Source organism: Emergencia sp. (assembly GCF_048465375.1).
GTDB lineage: Bacteria > Bacillota > Clostridia > Peptostreptococcales > Anaerovoracaceae > Senimuribacter.
On record NZ_DBFWLQ010000002.1, the window covers coordinates 583,271 to 604,603 of the forward strand.

The 21,333-nt window shown below is 46.1% G+C and carries 22 protein-coding genes and 1 riboswitch; of the genes, 18 read left to right on the top strand and 4 right to left on the bottom strand.

Annotation, left to right across the window (positions count from 1 at the left end; translation table 11 throughout):
* Nucleotides 1-76: 76 nt before the first annotated feature.
* On the top strand, nucleotides 77-1,429 hold the full coding sequence (locus ACMQ5W_RS03205) for an MATE family efflux transporter (protein ID WP_419023333.1): 1,353 nt from the start codon (nucleotides 77-79) through the stop codon (nucleotides 1,427-1,429).
* Here ACMQ5W_RS03205 and ACMQ5W_RS03210 read toward each other — a convergent pair.
* The 4 genes from ACMQ5W_RS03210 to ACMQ5W_RS03225 form a co-directional block, all read right to left on the bottom strand.
* A complete protein-coding gene (locus tag ACMQ5W_RS03210) occupies nucleotides 1,377-2,111 on the bottom strand; it encodes an ABC transporter permease (protein ID WP_419023335.1) in 735 nt (244 codons plus the stop codon). The genes ACMQ5W_RS03205 and ACMQ5W_RS03210 overlap by 53 nt on opposite strands.
* The gene (locus tag ACMQ5W_RS03215; RefSeq protein ID WP_419023337.1) at nucleotides 2,108-2,842 is read right to left on the bottom strand and encodes an ABC transporter ATP-binding protein; all 735 of its coding nucleotides are present in this window, start codon (nucleotides 2,840-2,842) and stop codon (nucleotides 2,108-2,110) included. Before ACMQ5W_RS03215 ends, ACMQ5W_RS03210 begins: the two co-directional genes overlap by 4 nt.
* A 1-nt stretch (nucleotide 2,843) precedes the next feature.
* Nucleotides 2,844-3,266, bottom strand: a complete 423-nt coding sequence (locus ACMQ5W_RS03220) for a helix-turn-helix domain-containing protein (RefSeq protein WP_148491569.1) — start codon at nucleotides 3,264-3,266, stop codon at nucleotides 2,844-2,846.
* Between the two features lie 140 nt (nucleotides 3,267-3,406).
* Complete coding sequence (locus ACMQ5W_RS03225; protein WP_148491570.1) at nucleotides 3,407-3,817, bottom strand: Lrp/AsnC family transcriptional regulator; 411 nt, start codon at nucleotides 3,815-3,817, stop codon at nucleotides 3,407-3,409.
* A 201-nt stretch (nucleotides 3,818-4,018) separates the two neighbouring features.
* On the opposite strand from ACMQ5W_RS03225, the gene ACMQ5W_RS03230 reads away from it, so the two are divergent.
* The 17 genes from ACMQ5W_RS03230 to ACMQ5W_RS03310 all read left to right on the top strand — a co-directional run bounded on the left by ACMQ5W_RS03230 (nucleotide 4,019) and on the right by ACMQ5W_RS03310 (nucleotide 21,286).
* Nucleotides 4,019-4,213 carry a FeoB-associated Cys-rich membrane protein gene (locus ACMQ5W_RS03230; protein WP_148491571.1) on the top strand — a complete coding sequence of 65 codons (195 nt, stop codon included), beginning with the start codon at nucleotides 4,019-4,021 and terminating at the stop codon, nucleotides 4,211-4,213.
* Complete coding sequence (locus ACMQ5W_RS03235; RefSeq protein WP_419023339.1) at nucleotides 4,206-5,132, top strand: putative ABC transporter permease; 927 nt, start codon at nucleotides 4,206-4,208, stop codon at nucleotides 5,130-5,132. The genes ACMQ5W_RS03230 and ACMQ5W_RS03235 overlap by 8 nt, the downstream gene beginning before the upstream one ends.
* Before the next feature lie 658 nt (nucleotides 5,133-5,790).
* Nucleotides 5,791-6,912, top strand: coding sequence for an ATP phosphoribosyltransferase regulatory subunit (locus ACMQ5W_RS03240; RefSeq protein WP_419023341.1), 1,122 nt, complete (start codon nucleotides 5,791-5,793; stop codon nucleotides 6,910-6,912).
* Nucleotides 6,905-7,528, top strand: a complete 624-nt coding sequence (gene hisG / locus ACMQ5W_RS03245) for an ATP phosphoribosyltransferase (RefSeq protein ID WP_419023536.1) — start codon at nucleotides 6,905-6,907, stop codon at nucleotides 7,526-7,528. The genes ACMQ5W_RS03240 and hisG overlap by 8 nt, the downstream gene beginning before the upstream one ends.
* Before the next feature lie 197 nt (nucleotides 7,529-7,725).
* Complete coding sequence (gene hisC / locus ACMQ5W_RS03250) at nucleotides 7,726-8,784, top strand: histidinol-phosphate transaminase (RefSeq protein ID WP_419023343.1); 1,059 nt, start codon at nucleotides 7,726-7,728, stop codon at nucleotides 8,782-8,784.
* On the top strand, nucleotides 8,781-9,368 hold the full coding sequence (gene hisB, locus ACMQ5W_RS03255) for an imidazoleglycerol-phosphate dehydratase HisB (RefSeq protein WP_419023345.1): 588 nt from the start codon (nucleotides 8,781-8,783) through the stop codon (nucleotides 9,366-9,368). The genes hisC and hisB overlap by 4 nt, the downstream gene beginning before the upstream one ends.
* Nucleotides 9,368-9,985: an imidazole glycerol phosphate synthase subunit HisH gene (gene hisH / locus ACMQ5W_RS03260; protein ID WP_419023347.1), complete on the top strand. Its 618-nt coding sequence runs from the start codon at nucleotides 9,368-9,370 to the stop codon at nucleotides 9,983-9,985. Before hisB ends, hisH begins: the two co-directional genes overlap by 1 nt.
* Nucleotides 9,982-10,707 carry a 1-(5-phosphoribosyl)-5-[(5-phosphoribosylamino)methylideneamino]imidazole-4-carboxamide isomerase gene (gene hisA, locus ACMQ5W_RS03265; RefSeq protein WP_419023349.1) on the top strand — a complete coding sequence of 242 codons (726 nt, stop codon included), beginning with the start codon at nucleotides 9,982-9,984 and terminating at the stop codon, nucleotides 10,705-10,707. The genes hisH and hisA overlap by 4 nt, the downstream gene beginning before the upstream one ends.
* Nucleotides 10,704-11,462 carry an imidazole glycerol phosphate synthase subunit HisF gene (gene hisF / locus ACMQ5W_RS03270; protein ID WP_419023351.1) on the top strand — a complete coding sequence of 253 codons (759 nt, stop codon included), beginning with the start codon at nucleotides 10,704-10,706 and terminating at the stop codon, nucleotides 11,460-11,462. Before hisA ends, hisF begins: the two co-directional genes overlap by 4 nt.
* A gap of 535 nt (nucleotides 11,463-11,997) precedes the next feature.
* Nucleotides 11,998-12,645: a bifunctional phosphoribosyl-AMP cyclohydrolase/phosphoribosyl-ATP diphosphatase HisIE gene (hisIE, locus tag ACMQ5W_RS03275; RefSeq protein ID WP_419023353.1), complete on the top strand. Its 648-nt coding sequence runs from the start codon at nucleotides 11,998-12,000 to the stop codon at nucleotides 12,643-12,645.
* The gene (locus tag ACMQ5W_RS03280; protein ID WP_419023355.1) at nucleotides 12,642-13,412 is read left to right on the top strand and encodes a histidinol-phosphatase; all 771 of its coding nucleotides are present in this window, start codon (nucleotides 12,642-12,644) and stop codon (nucleotides 13,410-13,412) included. Before hisIE ends, ACMQ5W_RS03280 begins: the two co-directional genes overlap by 4 nt.
* Nucleotides 13,413-13,502: 90 nt before the next feature.
* Nucleotides 13,503-14,546 (top strand): BMP family ABC transporter substrate-binding protein, encoded by a 1,044-nt coding sequence (locus ACMQ5W_RS03285; RefSeq protein ID WP_419023357.1) that lies wholly within the window; start codon nucleotides 13,503-13,505, stop codon nucleotides 14,544-14,546.
* Nucleotides 14,547-14,656: 110 nt separating this feature from the next.
* Nucleotides 14,657-16,213, top strand: a complete 1,557-nt coding sequence (locus tag ACMQ5W_RS03290) for an ABC transporter ATP-binding protein (RefSeq protein ID WP_419023359.1) — start codon at nucleotides 14,657-14,659, stop codon at nucleotides 16,211-16,213.
* Nucleotides 16,210-17,322 carry an ABC transporter permease gene (locus ACMQ5W_RS03295; RefSeq protein ID WP_419023361.1) on the top strand — a complete coding sequence of 371 codons (1,113 nt, stop codon included), beginning with the start codon at nucleotides 16,210-16,212 and terminating at the stop codon, nucleotides 17,320-17,322. Before ACMQ5W_RS03290 ends, ACMQ5W_RS03295 begins: the two co-directional genes overlap by 4 nt.
* On the top strand, nucleotides 17,294-18,265 hold the full coding sequence (locus ACMQ5W_RS03300) for an ABC transporter permease (protein WP_419023363.1): 972 nt from the start codon (nucleotides 17,294-17,296) through the stop codon (nucleotides 18,263-18,265). Before ACMQ5W_RS03295 ends, ACMQ5W_RS03300 begins: the two co-directional genes overlap by 29 nt.
* Before the next feature lie 174 nt (nucleotides 18,266-18,439).
* Nucleotides 18,440-19,516 carry a trigger factor gene (gene tig, locus ACMQ5W_RS03305; RefSeq protein ID WP_419023365.1) on the top strand — a complete coding sequence of 359 codons (1,077 nt, stop codon included), beginning with the start codon at nucleotides 18,440-18,442 and terminating at the stop codon, nucleotides 19,514-19,516.
* 117 nt (nucleotides 19,517-19,633) lie between these two features.
* Nucleotides 19,634-19,736, top strand: a riboswitch (glycine riboswitch).
* A gap of 137 nt (nucleotides 19,737-19,873) precedes the next feature.
* Nucleotides 19,874-21,286, top strand: coding sequence for an alanine/glycine:cation symporter family protein (locus ACMQ5W_RS03310; protein ID WP_419023367.1), 1,413 nt, complete (start codon nucleotides 19,874-19,876; stop codon nucleotides 21,284-21,286).
* Nucleotides 21,287-21,333 lie beyond the last annotated feature (47 nt).

Here is a 21,333-nt window from a genome sequence, read left to right on the forward strand (position 1 = left end):
GTTCCGGTAGGTCGTAAGCAGGAACCTGCGGGGCATTTTTTGTTATATGACTATATTTAACTATTAGGAGGACGACATGGAGAGAATTGATGACAAAAGCAGAAAGAAGTTTGCCAAATATGTATCGCTGAATATTTTGGCTATGCTTGGAAGCTCCTGTTACATCGTTGCGGATACCTTTTTTATCGCCAATGGTATCGGTGCCGATGGTTTAACTGCACTGAATCTTGCCATATCCATATTCAGTTTTATACAGGCAATAGGGCTCATGGTAGGAATCGGCAGCGGCACCAGATACGCTGTCAGCAAGTCGCGGGGTGAACGAGAGACGGGCAGCCAAGTCTTTACCAACGCCATCGTGGCAGGTATTGCGGCAGGCTGCCTGATTGGAGCAGCAGGACTTCTTTTTGCTGGACCGATAGCAGAAGCAATCGGTGCTGACCAAATAACGAAAGGAATGACCAGCACTTATCTGAGGGTTATCATGTTCTTTGCCCCTTTTTACATTGTGAATCACACGATTGTGGCCTTTGTGAGAAATGATGGTAATCCGAAGCTGGCTACCATCGCCATGCTGGCTGGAAACTTTTCGAACATCGTTTTAGATTACGTGTTTATCTATCTCTTCAAATGGGGAATGTTTGGTGCATCCTTTGCAACAGGAATTGGACCAGTCATCAGTATCTGTTGCTTATCAATACATTTTATTAAAAAGCAAAATCAGTTCAAATTGATCAGGACGAAGGTCCTGTTACAGACGGTGGTCGACTTCTGCAAGCTGGGAATTTCATCTTTTGTCAACGAACTGTCCACCGGAGCGGTCATCATGATATTTAACTTCTTGTTTCTCGGTTTGGGCGGGAATACTGCTGTTGCCGCCTATGGCATCGTCGCTAATGTGGCCCTCTTTGCGGTGTCTATCTTTACGGGTATCGCGCAGGGCATACAGCCTTTGGTCAGTGATTATTATGGCAGAGGACTGACGGATCAGCTGAAAACAGTGCTGAAGGATGCTTCCCTCGTTGCTTTGGTCTTGACAGCGGTCATTGTGGTAATCTCCAATGTCTGGAGCGATGGCATTGTTTCGATTTTCAACAAAAGCAGAGACGCACAGCTGCAGTCCATCGCCAAAGAGGGTATCACCATCTATTTTCTGGGATTCTTCCCGGGAAGTTTGAATATTGTACTGGCAGGCTATCTCAGCGCAATGGAAAAAGCAGAGAAAGGATTTATCATCTCTCTGCTTAGAGGGCTGGTGGTTATTGCACCGTCAGCGCTGTTGTTATCAAAAGTTTTCGGCATGACTGGCGTCTGGACGGCAATCCCAGTCACGGAGACGATTACGCTGCTTGCTGCACTGTATATGACCCGGCGTATCATTTATCCGCCGCTATCTTCCGCTGAAATACCACAATCGCGAGAATTGTAACGACGATGGCGTAACCAAATACCCAGAGGAGATCAGACATGATGGCACTGTAGTCTCCGGAGAGAGCGGCTCTGCCGGCATCGACGGCGTGACAGAAGGGCAGAAGGTGAGCAATCGTATCAAAGACGTTCCCCGCTATGCTGGTGTCGAACCAGGTGCCCGAAAGCCAGGCAGTTAGATTTGTAAGTAAGGCGCCGCAGACACCGCCGACCTGTTTTTCAGTAAAGATACAGCCGCAGAGCAATCCCATTCCGATGAAGATGATTGAGCAGGGCAGCAATACAGCAATGGCAGCGAAGATTTTTACTGTAAAGTCCAGCCCAAGAACCAACGCAGCCAAAAAACAGATGGCGGTTTGGCAGATGGCCATCGGCAACAGGGGCAGCAAATATCCGCAGATGAAATTTCCAGAGGTCATCGGTGAAGTAAATAGTCTTAGCATGAAGGAACTGGTTCTGTCTTTAGCCACAATCATCCCCGCAAATAGGGAGATAAAAGAGAAGCCGAAGATGGTGATGCCAGGTGTCAGGTATTCGACTGAAAAAAGACCGTTGGGCATGTTGGCCCGCATCAAAGAGAGCAGGAATAGCAGTATGAGTGGAAAACCGAGGCCAAAGAGCAGATTGATCTTATCTCTGACCATTTCCTTTGTGTTGCGCGATGCAAAAGCAAGTGTCTTCATTGTACGGTACCTCCACTGCAGAGTTTTACGAAAGCGTCTTCAAAATTCTCTTCTTCGGCTTGTTCTTTCAGTTCTGCCGGAGTACCGGAGGCGATAAGCCGGCCGCAGGTCATGATACCAATTTGATCAGAGAGGCTTTCTGCTTCTTCTAGATAATGGGTGGTCAAAATGACGGTCTTTCTGCCTTTTAGTGATTCGATTGTCTGCCAAAGCTCTCTCCTGGCGATGACATCTAATCCAAGGGTCGGCTCGTCGAGAAAGAGGATTTCCGGATCAGAAATCAAAGCCATAGCGATGGACAGCCTGCGCTGCCAGCCGCCTGAGAGGATGCGGGCTTTGGAATGCTCTATCGCTGTAAGCCCCAGGGATTCTATGACCTCGGTCGCTTTGTCCTTTGCCGTCGTCTTTTCATGACCGTAAATGCCGGAGATAAATTCCAGATTTTCACGGACGGATAACTGCATAGCGATGGCTGTTTCCTGCGGTGATACGTTGATTTTTTCCTTTACTTTCAATGCCTCTTTTTGGACGCTGTATCCACAGAGGCTGGCATCACCCGAAGTAGGTTTAATGAGGCAGGAAAGCATCTTGATGGTGGTGGTCTTTCCGGCGCCGTTTACGCCCAAAAGAGAATACAGCTCCCCCTGATTCACTGCCAGGTTAAGATTTTCAACCGCAGTTTTATCTCCATATTTTTTGGTTAGATTTGTTGCTATAATTGCTGGTTTCATTTCATTTTTCCCCTTTTGACATCATATCGCGTATGATGCTTAAAAAAATATCTGCTTTCACCATGGCGATTCCCTGCTCTTCATCGCCGAGAACCAGGAGACTGTCTCCGGTTTTGATGTCGAAGAGATCTCTCGCCTTCTTGGGAATGACGATTTGACCGCGATCGCCTACCGTAACTGTGCCAAAAGCATGTTTGCCTTTGGGTGCAATGGGAAGGTCTGCTGTCTCAGGATCGTAGTTGACCAGGTTATCCAAGGTGACGTTATATAGATTTGCGAGGGCTATACAATTTTCCAAATCGGGTAGCGTTTCGCCGCTTTCCCACTTGGCTACAGCCTGCCTGGACACGCCAATTTTTTCTGCGAGGTATTCCTGGGAATACTTGTAGTATTTGCGCAGATGGACCAGATTCGTAGAAATCATATTTTTCACACTCCTTTCTTTGCTATACGATAGCACGGTTTTGGGGACTTGACTACCAACCAAAAATCACCAGCAATGTTATCTTTGGTTGCGTATGGCCTTCTGACAAAGAAAGACGCGGTCGGATTCTATTCGATTGATTAAAAAATTCGATTTAAGATGACAGAGGTCTGGGAGACTCCATAGAATTGAATTTTTGAAAGCAGCTGGCTCAATTCTTCTGAACCAGTGACCGCTACATGCAGCATCGCATTGTGAGGTCCGATGATATGGAAGTGAGACAGTATCGCGGGGGTTTCTTGACAGAAGGCGCAAAAGTTTTCGTATTTTTTGGGCTCTACATCTACTGCCACAAAGGCCTGCATGGCTTTGCCAAGCTTGGCATAGTCTATTTCTGCCTGGTAGCCTTTGATGAGACCGTTTTCTTCCAGCCGCTTTACTCGCTCTGTGACAGCAGGAGATGAGAGGTTGACCACAGACCCGATTTCCTTGATGGTTGCACGTCCGTGATTTTTTAAATGATCGATTATTTTCAGGTCGGTTGTATCCATAATGGCTTCTCCTTAATTAAGTAAAGTATCTTTTGGTTATATTTTACTTTATTAAGCAAAGGGGGTCAACGTCCTGCTCTAAAATATGTACAAATTACGTGTCGAATTCTCTATGGTCAAAGCAGCTTCTCTTTTTTGCTGTGATAAGTGTTTGCATCTGAGGGAGTTTTGGTATATATTATCAAAATGGAGGTAATTGAGATGCATTATTTTTTGACTCATATTGGATATATCATCGTGGCTGCAGTGGTCATCGCACTGTTAGCTTTTGCGGCCGTATTCCTGGCTGAAAAGAACGAGGCGAAGAGAGACATCAACGATGAACGATGTGACTTCACCTGTTCAGGCTGTCCCAACGTTTCTATGTGTCATAAAGAAGGTAAAAAGGATGTATAGCACGACGCAGTGGTTTCTCTTTTTTTATATCTACTGTTTCTTTGGCTGGATTTGGGAATCAGTCTATGTATCACTTAGAACCAGGGAATGGGTCAACCGCGGGTTTATGCACGGCCCTTTCCTGCCCATTTATGGCAGTGGCGCTATCGTGATTCTCCTCAGCACGATAGGTGTGCGTGACAATATCTTTTTGATCTATCTCTTCGGTATGATCAGTTCTACAATATTGGAATACTTCACAGGTGATGCCATGGAAAGGCTCTTTCACGTCAGGTATTGGGACTACAGTCAGCACAAATGCAACCTGAAGGGACATATCTGCCTGATGGTTTCTTTTGCTTGGGGCGCATTTTCTATTTTGCTGGTCAAAGTTCTCCATCCGCCTATTGAGGACTTGGTCATGTCAATTCCGCTGACGGCAGTGGATATCACATCCTTTGCCCTGACAATTTATGTGGCCGTAGATATGACCGTATCCTTCAATGAAGCGATGGATCTGAAGGCTACATTGGTTAAGCTAGCAGAAAGCAATGAGGAAATCAGAAAGCTGCAAAACCGCATCGACGTGGTGGCGGCTATTGCAGAAGACGATATTCGCAGATTCAAAGAGGAACGGGCCGAAAAGAAAAAAACACGCAAAGAGCGCTTTGCGGAAAACTTGCAGGAGGCGAGAGAGCGCAGTCTTGCACATTTAGAAAATTTGTCTCAGCAAATTTTTGAATACTTCACGAATACCGAGGCAAACTCTGCTGATTTGACAGAATATCTGGACAGAGTAGAAGCAGAAAAGCGGAAGATTCTCGGCAGAACAGATCGCGAATATAATCATCTGGCCAAGATTTTGCGCAGAAATCCCGGTGCTGTTTCAAAGCATCACGGAGAGGAATTGGCCAGCCTGTTAAATATGCTGAAAAGATAGAATGAGTCTGTCAAGGGCTGCCTGCTTGGCAAGCCTGCAGATTTGCCACCTGCCCAGCGGCTTTGGAGCGTCCAGACGGACGCTCTTTTTAATTCATAGGAAATATCGTCTGAAAGACGGATTTCCGCATGTTTCAACAAAAGTAAAGGCACTTGCCAGTCCGCAATGTCTCTGCTCGAGAAAAATGTTAAGAACATTTTTGAAAACCGTATAGATTGCGGACTAGATAGTCGTTTTTACGTTGTATAGAGTCCGCAATTGTTATAACTCAGAGAAAATGTTTGAAACATTTCTTGGAAACCAAGCAATCTGCGGACTGTCAGAGAACAGAAACAGGCACTTGCAGTCCGCAATGTCTCTGCGCAAAAAAAATGTTAAGAACATTTTTGAAAACCGTATAGATTGCGGACTAAATAGTCGTTTTTACGTTGTATAGAGTCCGCAATTGTTATAATTCAGAAAAAATGTTCAAGACATTCCTTAAGAACCAAGAGGTCTGCGGACTGTCAATTGCCGCCAGGCCGTTGTGCCGCCGATGGACAGCGTTATTTTTGGCCGATTTGCATTAAAAAAAGTACACGAAAACTGCAGTTATCCTCTTGACTTAATGCTTTAATATGTTACTATGGTAAAGTACGAAAGGAGTTCGAGGCAGACTATGAAAATCAACAGAAAACTAATGAAGAGTGATGAAAGAGCCACCTTTGAACTGCGGGCGCTGTATCAGCAATACGGCTATACGCAGTTCAAGATGGGCAAGTTCGAGGAATATGAACTGTATGTCAGAAACAAGGATTTTATCGCATCTGACAGCATCATCACATTTAACGACGCTGGTGGGAAACTGATGGCACTGAAGCCGGATTTGACGCTCTCTATCGTAAAGAATTATCATCATGTCCCAGGATATGTTGAGAAAATTTACTACAGTGAGAATATTTATCGTGCATCAAAGAGTGTCCATTCGTACAAAGAGATCCTGCAGACAGGACTTGAGTGCATGGGCGATATCGATATCTACAACATTTGCGAAGTGACGCTGCTGGCAGCCAAAAGTCTTGCCGTCATCAGCAGTGATTATGTACTTGAAATCTCCCATATGGGATTGATTAAAGCACTGCTCCATCCACTTGAAGACGAAATCAAAGAAAAGATTGTAAAGTGCATCGGTGAAAAAAACCTTCATGAAATCCATGAAATCTGCCATGTCCATGCAATCGATCATCATATAGAACGATCCTTAGAAGTCTTGGTATCTACATATGGAAATTACCGTAAAGTCATCAGTGAACTGAAGAAGCTGAACTTGACAAACGGTGCGAAAGAGGCTCTAGATGAGCTTGATACGATCTGTGGTGTTCTGGCCGCCAATAAGCTGGCGAGGAACATCAACATCGACTTTTCCATCGTCAACGACATGACCTATTACAGCGGTGTGCTGTACAAAGGCTTTGTCAACGGAATTCCAACCAGTATTCTTTCAGGCGGTCAATACGACAAACTGATGGAACGCATGGGAAAGAAGGCTGGAGCCTTGGGCTTTGCCGTATACCTCGATTCTTTGGACCGTCTCGAACCATACGAGAAAATGTATGACTTCGATGTGGTCTTTCTTTATGATGAGGATTCTGACATCAGTCAGGTGCTCAAAGAAGCAAAGACAATCAGGGACGGCGGCAGTACCGTCTTGGTAGAAAAGACGATTCCTGCAAAACTGACTTATAAGAGACTTGTGAAGATAGAAAACGGGGAGGTACGAACCCTTGAACGAAATGATTAATGTGGCTCTGCCGAAAGGCAGGCTGGGAAAGAAAGTTTACGATATGTTTGAGAGAGCAGGCTATGAATGTCCTACCATCAAAGAGGACAACAGAAAGCTGATCTTTGAAAATGAGGATGCTGGAGTCAGGTACTTCTGGGTGAAGCCTTCAGACGTGACAATTTATGTGGAACGCGGAGCTGCAGATATCGGTATTGCCGGCAAAGATATCCTTCTGGAATACGAACCAGATGTTTACGAACTGCTGGATCTGAATTTGGGAAAATGCCGCATGGCTGTGGCTGCAAAAGGAGACTTCCGGGATAATACAGGCCGCACCTTGCGGGTTGCTACCAAGTTTCCAGGGATTACGAGGAATTTTTATGAGAAAGAGAGTCGTGATATCGACATCATCAAACTCAATGGTTCCATAGAAATTGCTCCTATTCTGGGATTGTCCGACGTTATCGTGGACATCGTGGAGACAGGAAAAACCCTGAAAGAGAATGATTTAGAAGTAATCGATACCATCGTACCCATCAGCGCCAGACTGATTGCCAACAAGGCCAGCTTCAAGTTTAAGACCAAGGCCATCGAAGGAATTAGAGACAGTCTGCGGGTGCAGGTAAACCAATAGAACCATCATACGACTAGCGCCTAGCCGCCCGCTGACGCTTGCGGGGCGTAGCGGTCAAGTGCCAGGCGCTAAAGCGCTGCACTTTTGACAGGGGACCTACCAGGGATTTCGCTTCGCCAAATCGGGTTAGGTCTCCCAAAGCATAAGGTCTGCCAAACCAAATCAGAGATTTGGGGCAGAACCATTAGGAGGTAACAATGAGCAAATATTTAAATGAACGATATAGAAAATTAGAAAGTTATACGCCTGGTGAACAGCCAAAAAATATGGTGTTCACCAAATTGAACACCAATGAATCCCCATATCCGCCCGGACCGAAAGTTATAGATGCCATCAACAGCAGAGAAGCGGAAAATCTCAGACTATATTCTGACCCGGAATGCGCAGGCCTCAAAGAAACCCTGGCAAAGCAGTATGGCATGAAGAAGAACAATATCTACGTGGCAAATGGTTCAGACGACATCTTGAATTTCGCATTCATGGCCTTTGCAGGCGGCAGGACAGAGGTTTTATTTCCGGAAATATCCTACGGGTTTTATCAGGTCTTCGCAGACCTTTACAATTTGAAATATACAAAGGTACCTCTTAAAGAGGATTTTTCCATCGACTCCAAGGATTATGTCTGCCAGAACAAGATGATCGTGATCGCCAATCCCAATGCGCCGACGGGCAAAGCCTTGTCTCTGTATGAGATTGAGGAAATTGTCAGAACCAACCCAGAGAACGTGGTCGTCATCGACGAAGCCTATGTGGACTTTGGCGCGGAAAGCGCGGTAGAGTTGGTGCACAAATACGACAACCTGCTGGTAGTGCAGACTTTTTCAAAGTCCAGGAGTATGGCGGGTGCGCGCCTCGGCTTTGCCATCGCTTCCGAAGCCTTGATTGGGGATTTAGAGAAAATCAAGTTTTCTACGAATCCGTACAATGTCAATCGTCTGACCTGTGCGGCAGGGATTGCGGCCATTGAAGAGAACGATTATTACAAGGCAAACTGCAAGAAAATTATAGAAACGCGGGGCTATACTGCGGAGAAACTGATGGAGCTGGGTTTCAAGGTGATTCCGTCTAAGGCAAACTTCCTCTTTACAAAATGTGAGAAGATGGACGGCGGCGAGCTTTATCAAAAACTCCGTGAAAAGGGGATTTTGATCCGTCACTTTGATTCAGAAAAAATCAGCCAGTATAACCGAATTACCATCGGAACCAGGGAGGAGATGGACCAGCTTCTTGACGCCATAGAAGAGGTGATCGGATGAGAACGAGTGTAATCAAGAGAAAGACAGCGGAGACGGACATCAGTCTCAAGTTAAACCTGGACGGCAGCGGACAGAGCGAGATTGTAACAGGCTGCGGCTTTATGGATCACATGCTGACCCTCTTTGCCAGACACGGGCGCTTTGATCTTTCAGTCACCTGCATCGGAGACAGGGAGGTGGACTATCATCACAGCGTGGAGGATCTGGGCATCGTTCTCGGGAATGCTTTTGCAGAGAGCCTAGGGGATATGAGAGGCATCGAGCGTTATGCCCATATGGTCCTTCCCATGGACGAAACCCTGATGCTGTGCGCAGTGGATATTTCAGGCAGAGATTATCTCGGTTTTGATGTTAACATGCCTTCTGCGAAGGTTGGGGATTTTGACACAGAATTGGTCAAGGAGTTTTTTCTGGGCTTTGTCAGAAAAGCGGGAGTGACCCTCCACTTCAAAGAACTGGCGGGAGAAAACACCCACCACATCATCGAAGCGATGTTTAAAGCCTTTGGACGAACCATGGCAAAAGCGGTTAAAATCAATGAAGAATACGAAGGAGAAATTCCCTCGACGAAAGGTGTATTATAATGATTGCGATTGTAGATTACGGCGTAGGCAATATTTTTTCTCTTTACAGCTCATTTGGCAATATAGGGACTGAGGCGGTACTCACAAGTGATGCGGACGAAATCAGATCCGCCGATAAAATCATCCTGCCCGGCGTAGGCGCTTTTGGTGATGCGGCAGAGAAACTGAAGGCCAGTGGTCTCGCAGACGTGGTCTTGGAGCAGGCGCAGATGGGCAAACCGCTTCTTGGCATCTGTCTGGGCATGCAGCTTTTGTTTGAGAAAAGCTGGGAGTACGGAGAACATGACGGACTGGGGCTGATCAAAGGCAAGGTCGTCACCATGGAAGGCGTTGTGCCCGCAGGTTACAAAGTACCCCACATCGGTTGGAATTCTCTGCTGTTTCCAAAGGAAAAAGCGAAGAGTCCGTTGTTCAGGTATATTGAAGAGGGCGATTTCGTCTACTTCGTCCATACTTATTTTGGCGCGGACTGTGAGGATTCCGTCATTGCAACGACAGAGTACGGCGCGCATCTGACGGCGGCAGTAGCGAAAGACAATGTGTACGGCGTACAATTTCATCCGGAGAAGAGCGGTACGGTGGGCATGAAAATATTGAAAGGATTTATTGAATTATGAAGATTTTTCCGGCAATTGACCTGCGGGACGGCAAGGTCGTGAGATTGCTAAAAGGAGATTACGATAAAATGACGGTCTACGGGGACGACCCTTTGGCGGCGGCAAAGAAGTTTGCAGCGGCGGGGGCGGAGTTCCTGCATGTTGTGGATCTTGACGGTGCGAAAGATGGTGAAACGCCGAACTTTGAAATCGTGAAGAGTCTGGCTTCGGAGAGCGGCCTCAAGGTGGAAATTGGCGGCGGCATCCGGGATGAGGAAACCATACGGAAATATATTGATGCGGGCGTTTACCGAGTCATTCTCGGAACCATCGCAGTGAAGGATCCAGACTTTACCTCCCGTATGATTGGATGCTACGGCGAGAAGATCGCTGTGGGGGTGGATATTTCCGGCAGAAATGTGGCAATTCATGGATGGACGGAAGTCTCTGAGATTTCTGTAGACGAGATTTTTGCTAAATTATGCAGAGATGGAGTCAGCTGCATTATCTGCACAGATATTGCAAAAGATGGAGCCATGGAGGGAACTAACCGGCAGCTTTATCAGGAACTGTCAGAGAAATACCCTGTAGAGATCGTAGCGTCAGGCGGCGTGTCTTCCATGGATGACATCTTGGCGCTGAAATCCATGGGTGTTTACGGTGCCATCATCGGTAAAGCGCTTTACACAGGGGACATCGATTTAGCGGAGGCGGTTGAACAATCGGAGGAGGCGGACAAATGATAACCAAAAGAATCATCCCATGCCTGGATGTGAAAAACGGCAGAGTGGTGAAAGGCATCAATTTTGAGGGGCTTTCTGATGTTTCTTCACCAGTGGAACTGGGAAAATATTATAGCGATAACGGTGCAGATGAGCTGGTGTTTTACGATATCACAGCTTCGGTAGAGGAGCGGCAGCTCTTTACGGATATTCTCAGAGAGGTCGCGTCTACGATTTTTATCCCGCTGACTGTAGGGGGCGGGATCAACACCATTGAAGATTTTGACAGGGTGCTTAAGTGCGGCGCCGATAAAGTTTCCGTTAATTCTGGAGCCATCAGGAATCCAGCGTTGATCAGTGAGGCGGCGAAGAAATACGGCGACCAATGCGTCGTGCTCTCTGCAGACATCAAAAGAGTAGACGGAGCTTATCATGTCTTTGCCAAAGGCGGCAGGGAAGATACGGGGCTTGATGCCATAGAATGGATTAAAAGAGGAGAGGCTGCTGGCGCAGGGGAAATCGTCGTCAACAGTATCGACACAGACGGTGTCAAAGAGGGGTTTGACATAGAAATGCTGAAAGCTGTGGAAGAAGTGGTATCGGTGCCAGTCATCGCCTCTGGCGGGGCAGGGTGCATTCAGGACTTCATCGACTTGTTCAATGAAATCCCAGATATCGACGCGGGCCTTGCCGCATCTATTTTCCACTTTGGAGAAGTTTCCATCAGAGAACTCAAGGACGAACTTGCTGCGGCAGGCATTCATGTGCGGAGATAATGGAGCTGCCCTGCGAGCAGAGCGAGCAGCAAGGCAGACCTTATGCTGGCGTTCCCCGGCTTTAGCCGGCAAGGAATGCGTCGTATAAGGGAGCTGCCCCAAACTTCCATGCCAGCCGCTTCAGCCCCAATCTGCCATAAAATCAAAAAAAACGACCTTTTCTGGCGGATTTTTATTGATCCAGTGGGGGTATGCTGTGCCGTGATGAGCAAATAGAGGGGGCATGGAGAAGATTTGATGGAAAAGCAAACCTACATTTATCTTTTTTGTTATTTTATGGATTTCAGACGGCCTAATATGACGCACAAGTGACAGAATTACTGCGTATAGCTGGTCAAATCCGCCAGAAGCGCAAAAAAATTCGCCGTTTCTGGCGTTTTATCTAAAACATAAAGAGCGTATACCCATATAGGGTATGAGAAGTAGGAGCAAAGTTTGAAACAAATAGGTAGAAGGAAAATGGATTTTAAAGCGAAAGTTAGCCAATATGTTTCATGACGCATTGGTGCCTTTCGCAGAAAGGCGGAATATAATCATGGTAAACATTGAAGAGTTAAAATTTGACGAGAAGGGGATGGTCCCAGCCATCGTAGTGGATGCAGAATCGAAGAAAGTTCTGACTTTGGCTTATATGAACAGGGAGAGCCTTGAAATCAGCCTTCGGGAAAAAAAGACCTGTTTCTGGTCCAGATCCCGAAAGGAGCTTTGGCGCAAGGGAGAGACCAGCGGTAATTTCCAGCACATCGTGAGCATCACAGCTGACTGCGACAGAGACGCGCTGGTTGTCACGGTCAACAAAGAAGGTCCAGCCTGCCATCTGGGTACCGATTCTTGTTTTAATTATCCGGTGATGGGAGAACTGCCGTCAGATTTTTCGACGAGAACACTCTATGAGATGTTGGAAGGAAGAAAGGCGGAAATGCCGGAGGGCTCCTACACGACCTATCTCTTTGAAAAGGGCCTGGATAAGATTCTCAAAAAAATCGGTGAAGAATCCACAGAGGTCATCATCGCTGCCAAGGCAGGCGACCAGGAAGAAACTGTTTACGAAATTGCAGACCTGATGTATCATGTAATGGTGCTGATGGTGGAAATGGGCATCAGTGTAGACGATGTGATGGGCGAACTGGAAAGCCGCCACATCATCGACCACAAAGTGAAACAGGAGAAAATGACAAAATGAAATTATTAAATCAAAAGGGAGATGTGAATCTGCATACCCATACCTATTATTGCGACGGCAAAGACAGCCCGGAGGCTTTGGTGCAGCGTGCCATAGCCCTGGGCTTTCGTGCTTTGGGATTTTCCGGGCACGAATACTCCTCTTTTGATACGGACTTCTGTATGAGTCCTGCTGACACAGAGGAGTACCGCAGGGAGGTTCTGGCGCTGAAAGAGAAATATAAGGGACAGATTGATATCTACCTGGGTATCGAGCGGGATTATTTTGGTGATGGAGATGGCTACCCTTATGACTATGTTATCGGGTCGCTTCACTATGTAAAAGCAGGCGATAAGTACCTGCCTGTGGACTACACGGAAGAAATCACTGTTACCATTGTGGAGCAGTATTTCGGCGGTGATTTTCGCAGCTATGTGGAAAGCTATTATGGGACTTTGGCCGATGTGGTTGAAAAGACCAGAGCTGATATCGTCGGACACTTTGACCTGATTACCAAGTTCAACGAAGGATACAAATATTTTGACGAAAATGCAACATGGTATAGGGTGGCGGCGCTGGAGGCCCTGACAAAGGCGGCTCGCAGCAAGCCGATTTTCGAAATTAACACGGGAGCTATGGCAAGAGGGTATCGAACAAAGCCGTACCCGGCGGATTTCTTATTGGAAGAAATTGATCGGCTGCAGTGTCCGATCATCCTCTCCAGCGATTGCCACGACTTGGGTTGCTTGGACTTTGGGTTTGAAGGAGTAATTAGAACATTAGAATAATTGACTGAATTTTGTTGATAATAAAATGACAATGTGATAAAATCAGTTTAAAGATATTTTATAGCTATTATGATTTTACGGAGGATGAAAATGAAGAAATTTATTTCATTGACCCTGGTTGCTGTAATGGTGCTTTCAATGTCACTGGTTATGGCAAGTTGCGGGGGAGACGACAAAGAAGCTGGTGGAGACGCTGGGAAAGATCTTAAAATTAGATGCGTCATTTCTACAAAATTAGGCGACCAGTCCTTTAACGATTCTGCAAAGGCAGGCATCGACCAGCTGAAAGAAGAAGGATTTGATGCAACAACAGTAGAATGCAAAGAAGATTCCAACTTATATGAGCAGAATTTGAGAAGTGCTGCAGACGATGCTAATATTGTAATTGGTGTCGGTTCTGAATTGGATATGATTGGAAAGGTAGCAGACGATTATCCAGATGTTAAATTCGTATGGTGTGATATCGTTGCAGACGATTTAGAAGATCATCCAAATTTAACTTGCGTATCCTATAAGCAAAACGAAGGTTCCTATCTGGTGGGATGGGTTGCTGGCAAGATGACAAAGAGCAACGTAGTCGGATTCATCGGCGGAGAGAACATTCCGGTAATCAACGACTTCCGCGTTGGTTTTGAACAGGGAGCTAAGGCTGCAGGTGAAGATAAAGGTAAATCTGTAAAGGTTGTTAAGAGTTTTACGGGCGACTGGACTGACACTAACTTAGGGGCTGAATCTGGACAGACATTGGCATCTCAGGGTGCAGACATCATCTTCTGCGCTGCTGGCGGTTCCGGTAACGGCGCCATCATGAAGGCAAAAGAACTGGGCATCAAGTGCATCGGCGTTGACCAGGATCAGAGAATCACGTTAAAAAAATATGCTGATGACATCCTCTGCTCCATGGTTAAGCAGGTGGGCAAATCAATCGTTGACATCGTTAAGGATTATGCAGAAGATCCAGAATCCTTCCCTGGTGCAAAGGTATTTGATGCAGGTATGGACGGCGGATATGTAGACGTTGTCTATGGCGACAAAGATCAGGAAATATTGGTTCCAGAAGACATTAGAGCAGAATTGGATGAGCAGATTAAGAACCTGAAAGACGGTAAACTGAAAGTCGATACTGCTTTATAATCACTTATAATTAATAAGCTGAACGACAAGGGCGTGGCGTGTTAAACGCCACGCTTTGTTTGGTACTTGAATTAAAAATAAAAACTACGAAGAAATGCGGGGTAGAAGCTTTGCAAGATACAATCATAAAATTCGAGAACATATCCATGCAGTTTCCCGGCGTGTTAGCTAATGACAACGTTTCTTTTGATATTAAGAAGGGCGAGGTCTTCGCTTTGGTAGGGGAAAATGGCGCAGGAAAGAGTACCTTGATGAATATCCTCTACGGTATCAATACACCGACCAACGGAAATGTCTACATCAAGGGCAACAAGATGGAAAAACATACGCCCAGCGAAGCCATTGAAAATGGAGTCGGCATGGTGCATCAGCACTTCATGTTGGTGCCGTCCTTTACCGTGGCGCAGAACATCGCTCTCAGTAAAGAACCAAGGAAACACAAATTTTTCTATGACCTAAAAGCTGCGGAGAAGGCTACTCAGGATTTGGTCGATGATTACGGTTTAGTAGTAGATCCCAAGGCGGTAGTACAGGAAATCAGTGTTGGTCTGCAGCAGAGGGTGGAAATCCTCAAAACGCTGTATCGCGGTGCGGATATCCTGATTTTGGACGAGCCTACAGCGGTTCTGACGCCACAGGAAACAGAAGAACTATTTAACGTTATCAGGAGAATCGTCCGCGAAAAGGATATGACAGTCATCATCATCACCCACAAGCTTTATGAGGTCATGGCAATTTCTGATCGAGTCGGCGTGATGCGCCAGGGTAAGCTAGTAGGCGTAGAAAACACCAATGACGTCAATGAAAAAATCCTTGCTTCCATGATGGTGGGCCGCGACGTGCTCTTTGACAAGATGGAAAAACATGGAACACAGGGCGATGTGGAAATTGAAGTAAAGGACTTACAGGTGGCGGACAATCGCGGGCTGTTGGCCGTAAGAGGCGTCAATTTAAAAGTACATGCGGGAGAAATCCTTGGCATTGCAGCCATTGAAGGCAATGGGCAGAGTGAACTTCTCGAAGCTATCACAGGAATGAGAGGCATTCTGTCTGGGGAGACTTTCGTAGAAGGAACGAAGATCAACGGCATGGACCCTGGTCAAATTCGCCAATTAGGCTTGGCACATATACCAGAAGACAGAATTTCCACTGGCGTTTCTTCACCTTCTACTATTACGGAGAATTTGATTATTGGCAAGGAGCGCCGTCCAGATTTTTCAAAATACAAGGTTCACCTGAAAAAATCCTCCATTGCGAGGTATGCCAAAGAGATTTCTGAGAAGTTCGATATCAGAGGCGCGGGCATCGATACAGAAGTGGGATCTCTTTCTGGCGGTAATATGCAGAAAGTTGTCGTAGCCAGAGAGTTCTCTTTTGATACGCCAGTTTTGATTATCGCCCAGCCGACCAGAGGCGTGGACGTAGGCGCTATCGAGTTCATCCATCAGAGCATTATTGATAAAAGAAACCAAGGTTGCGCAATCCTTCTTGCCAGTGCAGATTTGGATGAGATTTTCCGCCTCAGTGACCGTATCATTACCATGTATGAGGGAAAAATTACTGGAGAATTTGTCGAAGGTGAAATCAATAAGATGGATATCAGTTACTACATGACAGGAGACCGCAGCAAGGTTGCAGAAACGCAGGCAGGAGGTGGACAGGCGTGAAATATTTGAAGAACATTGACACAAAATACATCCTATCTCTAATTGCCAGTATTGTCGTTGCCCTGCTGATCGGCGCTGTTCTGATGGCTATGACGGGTTACAGTCCGATTGAAGGCTACAGTGCAATGCTCAAGGGTTCTATCGGTAACGAGCGTTTTATCGGAAACACCATAGACAAAGCTATGACGCTCTGTCTTCTGGGTCTTGCGACAGCTATTGGCGCCAGGGGAGGTTTGTTCAACGTCGGTGGTGAAGGACAGTTGTTCTTTGGCGCGTTAGCTGCCACCATGACGGGACTCTGGTTTTCCAGCCTGCCCGCACCAATTATCATCGTAATTTCACTCTTATGTGCAGTCATCGTCGGCGGCTTTTATGCCTGGATTCCGGCGATTCTCAAAGTGAAATTGGGTGTCAGCGAGGTCATCACTACTATCATGCTTAACACGGTAGCAATACAGGTTTGTACTTATCTCGTTAATGGACCTTGGAATTCACCTTTAAAGTCAATTACGAAAGGTACCGATTATCTTCCTGATACGCTGCGGTTTAGTAAACTAATCATGGCCTCTAATCTAACCACAGGATTTATTACGGGGGCGATAGTCACCTTCTTTATCTGGTACGTGATGAAAAAGACCAGCGTTGGCTTGGAGATGAAAGTAACTGGAGAAAATTACAGATTTTCCAAATTTTCTGGCCTTCCAGGCGGTAAGATCATGATCGGCTCCATGGTTGCATCAGGAGCTATCTGCGGCTTTGTAGGTATGCTTTTGGTCTATGGATATCAAGGCCGCATGACGGACGGCGTCAGCAACGAGTTTTACTTTGACGGTATGTTGGTCGCCATGATCATGAACTACAACCCGATCGGTATCATCATCATGAGTTTCTTCTTTGCAATATTAAGCACAGGTGCAACTATGATGGATTTGACTGTTGGCATCTCCTCTCAGATTTATGATATTATTTTTTCAATTATCATCTTCCTGATGGCGGCACAAAAGGGCATTTCCGTTTGGATCGAACATAAGAGAATGCAGCAGGCGGCAAAAGCAAAGGCAAGAAAGGAGGTCAGCGCAAATGTGGGATCAGATAGCAACAATATTTAGCGTCGGACTATTTCAAAATACGATTCGTAACGCAACCCCTGTCATCCTGGCGGCTCTCGGCGGACTATTCACCGAGCATGCAGGCATCATGAACATCGGAATGGAGGGTATGATTCTGACAGGTGCTTTCGTGGCGGTGGCTTTTAGCTTTATGTTTGTCAGCGCACCTATGGGTGTCCTTGCGGCAGTGTTGGTCGGCATTCTCATCGGCCTGTTCTTCGCTCTTTTCGTGGTCAAACTGAAGAGCGACGAATTCATCATCGGTATGACTTTGAACACCTTCGCGGCAGGCCTGACGGTATTTATTTTGCGTAATGTGTATGGACAGGTGGGAACGTGGGTATCTGAGTCTATTAAAGGGCTTCCAGTGGTAGAGATTCCGCTGATCAAGGAAATCCCGTTCATCGGACCTGTTCTCAGTGGTCATTCTATCTTTGTATATCTGTCCTGGCTGCTGGTCTTCGCCGTGTGGATATTCCTGTATAGGACGCCTTACGGTTTCTGGATGAGGGCAGCGGGTGAACATCCGGAGGCGCTGGAGACAGCCGGTGTCAGTCCGGTCAAGATGAAGGTACTGGCGAGTATCCTCTGCGGCATCTTCTGCGGCTTTGCAGGAGCCCATCTGTCCCTGGGATATCTGAACTGCTTCACGGAAGGCATGAGCGCAAATCGTGGATTTATCGCCTTTGCCTGCGTCATCTTTGGTATGGCTAATCCGCCAAAGGTCTTTGGAGCAGCCTTGCTCTTCGGCTTCCTCCAGGCGTTAGGTCTGAGACTGCAGTCGGTGGGGGTTCCTTCGGAATTGACGACGGCAATCCCATATCTGGCGACTGTTCTGATGCTGGTATACATCACCGTAACAGGCATCTCCAGAAAGAAAAAGAGAGCGCGCAGAGAGGCAAAACAAGAAGATCTCTCTGATGCAGTACCGGTAGATCATTAATCGATGACATTCTGGCTTGCAGGGTCTGAAAGCGCTGCGGGTCAGAATGTTTTTAAATATTTGTGTATTTTATGTGAAATATTGACATAATATTTGAAAATGGACAAAACCCATGTTAGAATGAGATAGTCTGGAAACGGATAAAAGTATTAAAGATTAGAGGATGGATAACGTATGAAGAAAAGATTTTTTTCAATAGGCCTGATTTCCGTACTTTGCCTGACTTCCCTGTTTTTATTATCAGGATGCGGCAGCAAGTTGTACGATTATGACCTTTCAGAATATGTAAAGCTAGGTGACTACAAGGGATTAGAATACAAGAAGGTTTCCGTGTCAGTCAGCGAGGATGAGGTACAGGATAAGATTAAGGCGAACCTGGAAGAAAAAGCAGAGACCAAGGCGATCAAATCCGGAACTGTCAAGGACGGCGATACCATCGACATTTCCTACGAGGGAAAAGTTGATGGAAAGACCTTCGACGGAGGCAGTGCTGATAACCAAACCATTACAATCGGACAGTCGCAGTTTATTGACGGCTTTACCGATGGGCTGATCGGCAAAGAAATCGGCTCAAAGGTCAAACTGAATCTGACCTTCCCGAAAGATTATTCAAAGGAAGACCTGCAGGGCAAAGATGTTGTTTTCGAAGTGACAATCAACAGCAAACAGGTGGAGGAAGTGCCTGAGTACGATGTGGCTTTTGTCAAGAAAAACAGCAAGTATGATAACCTCAAAGATTACGAAAAGTCAGTAAAGGAAGATCTTCTGAAAGAAAAGAAGGCCAAGGCCGAAACTGAAACAAAACAGAAGCTTTGGGAAACCATTGTCGATAAATCTGAGGTTAAAAAATATCCAGAGGAAGAGCTGAAAACGACCGAAGAGAATCTGACCAAATCATTTAAGCAGACGGCAGAAAATTACGGCTATGAATGGGAGGATTACCTCAAGGCTGTCGGTTATACGGATAAAGAATTCAAGAAGACCGTCAAAAAATATGCCAAAGAAAAGGTAAAACAGGATATGGTCTGCTACTATGTCGCTGAAAAAGAAGGCCTGGAAGTGACTGACGATGAATATGAGGATTATATGAAGAACCTCATGGAAACCTCCGGTTACACTGAAAAAACCTTCAAAGAACAGTTCAAGATGACCATCGAAGAATACTGTGATCAGGAAGGATATCGAACTTCCCTTCTTTTGAACAAAGTCATGGATAAAGTCATGGACTACGGAAAAGAAGTAAGCAAGTAATTACAAAAAAAGATAACGAAATTTGTTGCAATAGACCAAATTGTATGATACACTCTTAACGTTAGTTTGTATTTCAGACAATTTGGTCTTTTTGATGATGAAAGAGCTTGAAACACAGACTATCTCTCTGGAGAGTACCGCAAGGTCGCCGAAGGTTTAAGCGCATGGGCATAAGCAACCCATACGTGATATCTCAGGCAAAGAGGACAGAGCCAATAGTTCATCTAAATAGCTTATGTCATCTCTCTAGAGCCGGATTCTATAATTCGGCTTTTACTTTTGCCCGAATTCGGCTTTGCCGCCGATGACGGGTCAGCTGATTATTAATATTTGACAAAAGAAAGAGGAGATGAAAGAATGAATTTTACAGAAATTTTAAAGAGTATCGATGATTTCGTCTGGGGCATACCCCTCATCGTATTGATCATGGGTACGGGTATCCTTTTGACGTGCAGAGTCAAAGTGGTTCAAGTGAGAAAACTGGGTAAAGCATTGAAGTTCATGCTGACCAATGAAGAGGGCGCAGAGGGGGAGGTTACCAGCTTTGGCGCTTTCTGTACAGCAATGGCAGCTACCATCGGTACAGGTAACATCGTAGGCGTGGCTACGGCTGTAGCGGCAGGTGGTCCAGGTGCGCTTTTCTGGATGATCCTGGCAGCTTTCTTTGGAATGGCTACCAAGTATTCAGAAGGTCTTTTAGCCGTGAAGTATAGGACGATAGACGAAGAAGGCCACGCTCTGGGCGGACCTTTTTATTACATTGAAAAAGGGATGGGAGCAAGTTGGAAATGGCTGGCCAAGCTCTTTGCCATTTTCGGTGTAGGTGCCGGACTTTTAGGAATCGGTACGATTACACAGGTCAACGGAATCGCTTCTGCAGTAAAGAACTTTGCTGACCCTGACAGTGAGCACATGATTTCCTTGTTCGGCGGAGAATATTCCGTTGCGACAGTCGCAGCAGCCATCATCGTAGCCGCGGCAACAGCTTTGGTTGTTATCGGCGGAATCAAGCGTATTTCCAGCGTCACTACGATCATCGTTCCGTTTATGGCAGTGATGTATGTGGTAGTATGTCTGGCTATCATTATCTTTCATATCAAAGAGTTTCCGGCAGCGATTGCAGAAATCGTCAAGTCAGCTTTCGGTCTTCGTGCCATGGCAGGCGGTGCTTTAGGCGCTATGATGGTTGCCATGCAGAAGGGAGTTGCCAGAGGGATCTTCTCCAATGAAGCAGGTCTGGGCAGCGCGCCGATTGCGGCAGCTGCAGCGAAGACAAAGACTACCGTGAGACAGGGTCTGATTTCTATGACAGGTACCTTTATCGACACCATCGTCATCTGTACTATGACCGGTACGACTCTGATTATGACTGGTGCTATGGATCAGGGACTGGAAGGTGCCGAATGCACTGCTTACGCTTTTGGACAGGGTCTGCCTTGGAGCCAGAGCACAGGCGCTTTCGTACTGATGCTGTGTTTAGCGTTCTTCGCATTCACTACAATCTTAGGATGGGACTACTATTCTGAGAGATGTCTGGAGTATCTGGTAGGAAAGAAAAAGAATGTACTTCTGACCTATAAGTGGATTTACATACTGGCGGTATTGATCGGACCATTCCTAACGGTTGAAGCTGTTTGGACAATCGCTGACATTTTCAACGGATTGATGGCAATACCGAACCTGATTGCCCTTGTTGCACTCAGCGGTGTCGTCGCAAGAGAAACCAAGGAATATTTTGAAAAAGAAGCACATATGAAAATCAGCGCGTAACACTCTATGGCCGTACTTCGACAAAAGAAGTACGGCTGTTTTCATTG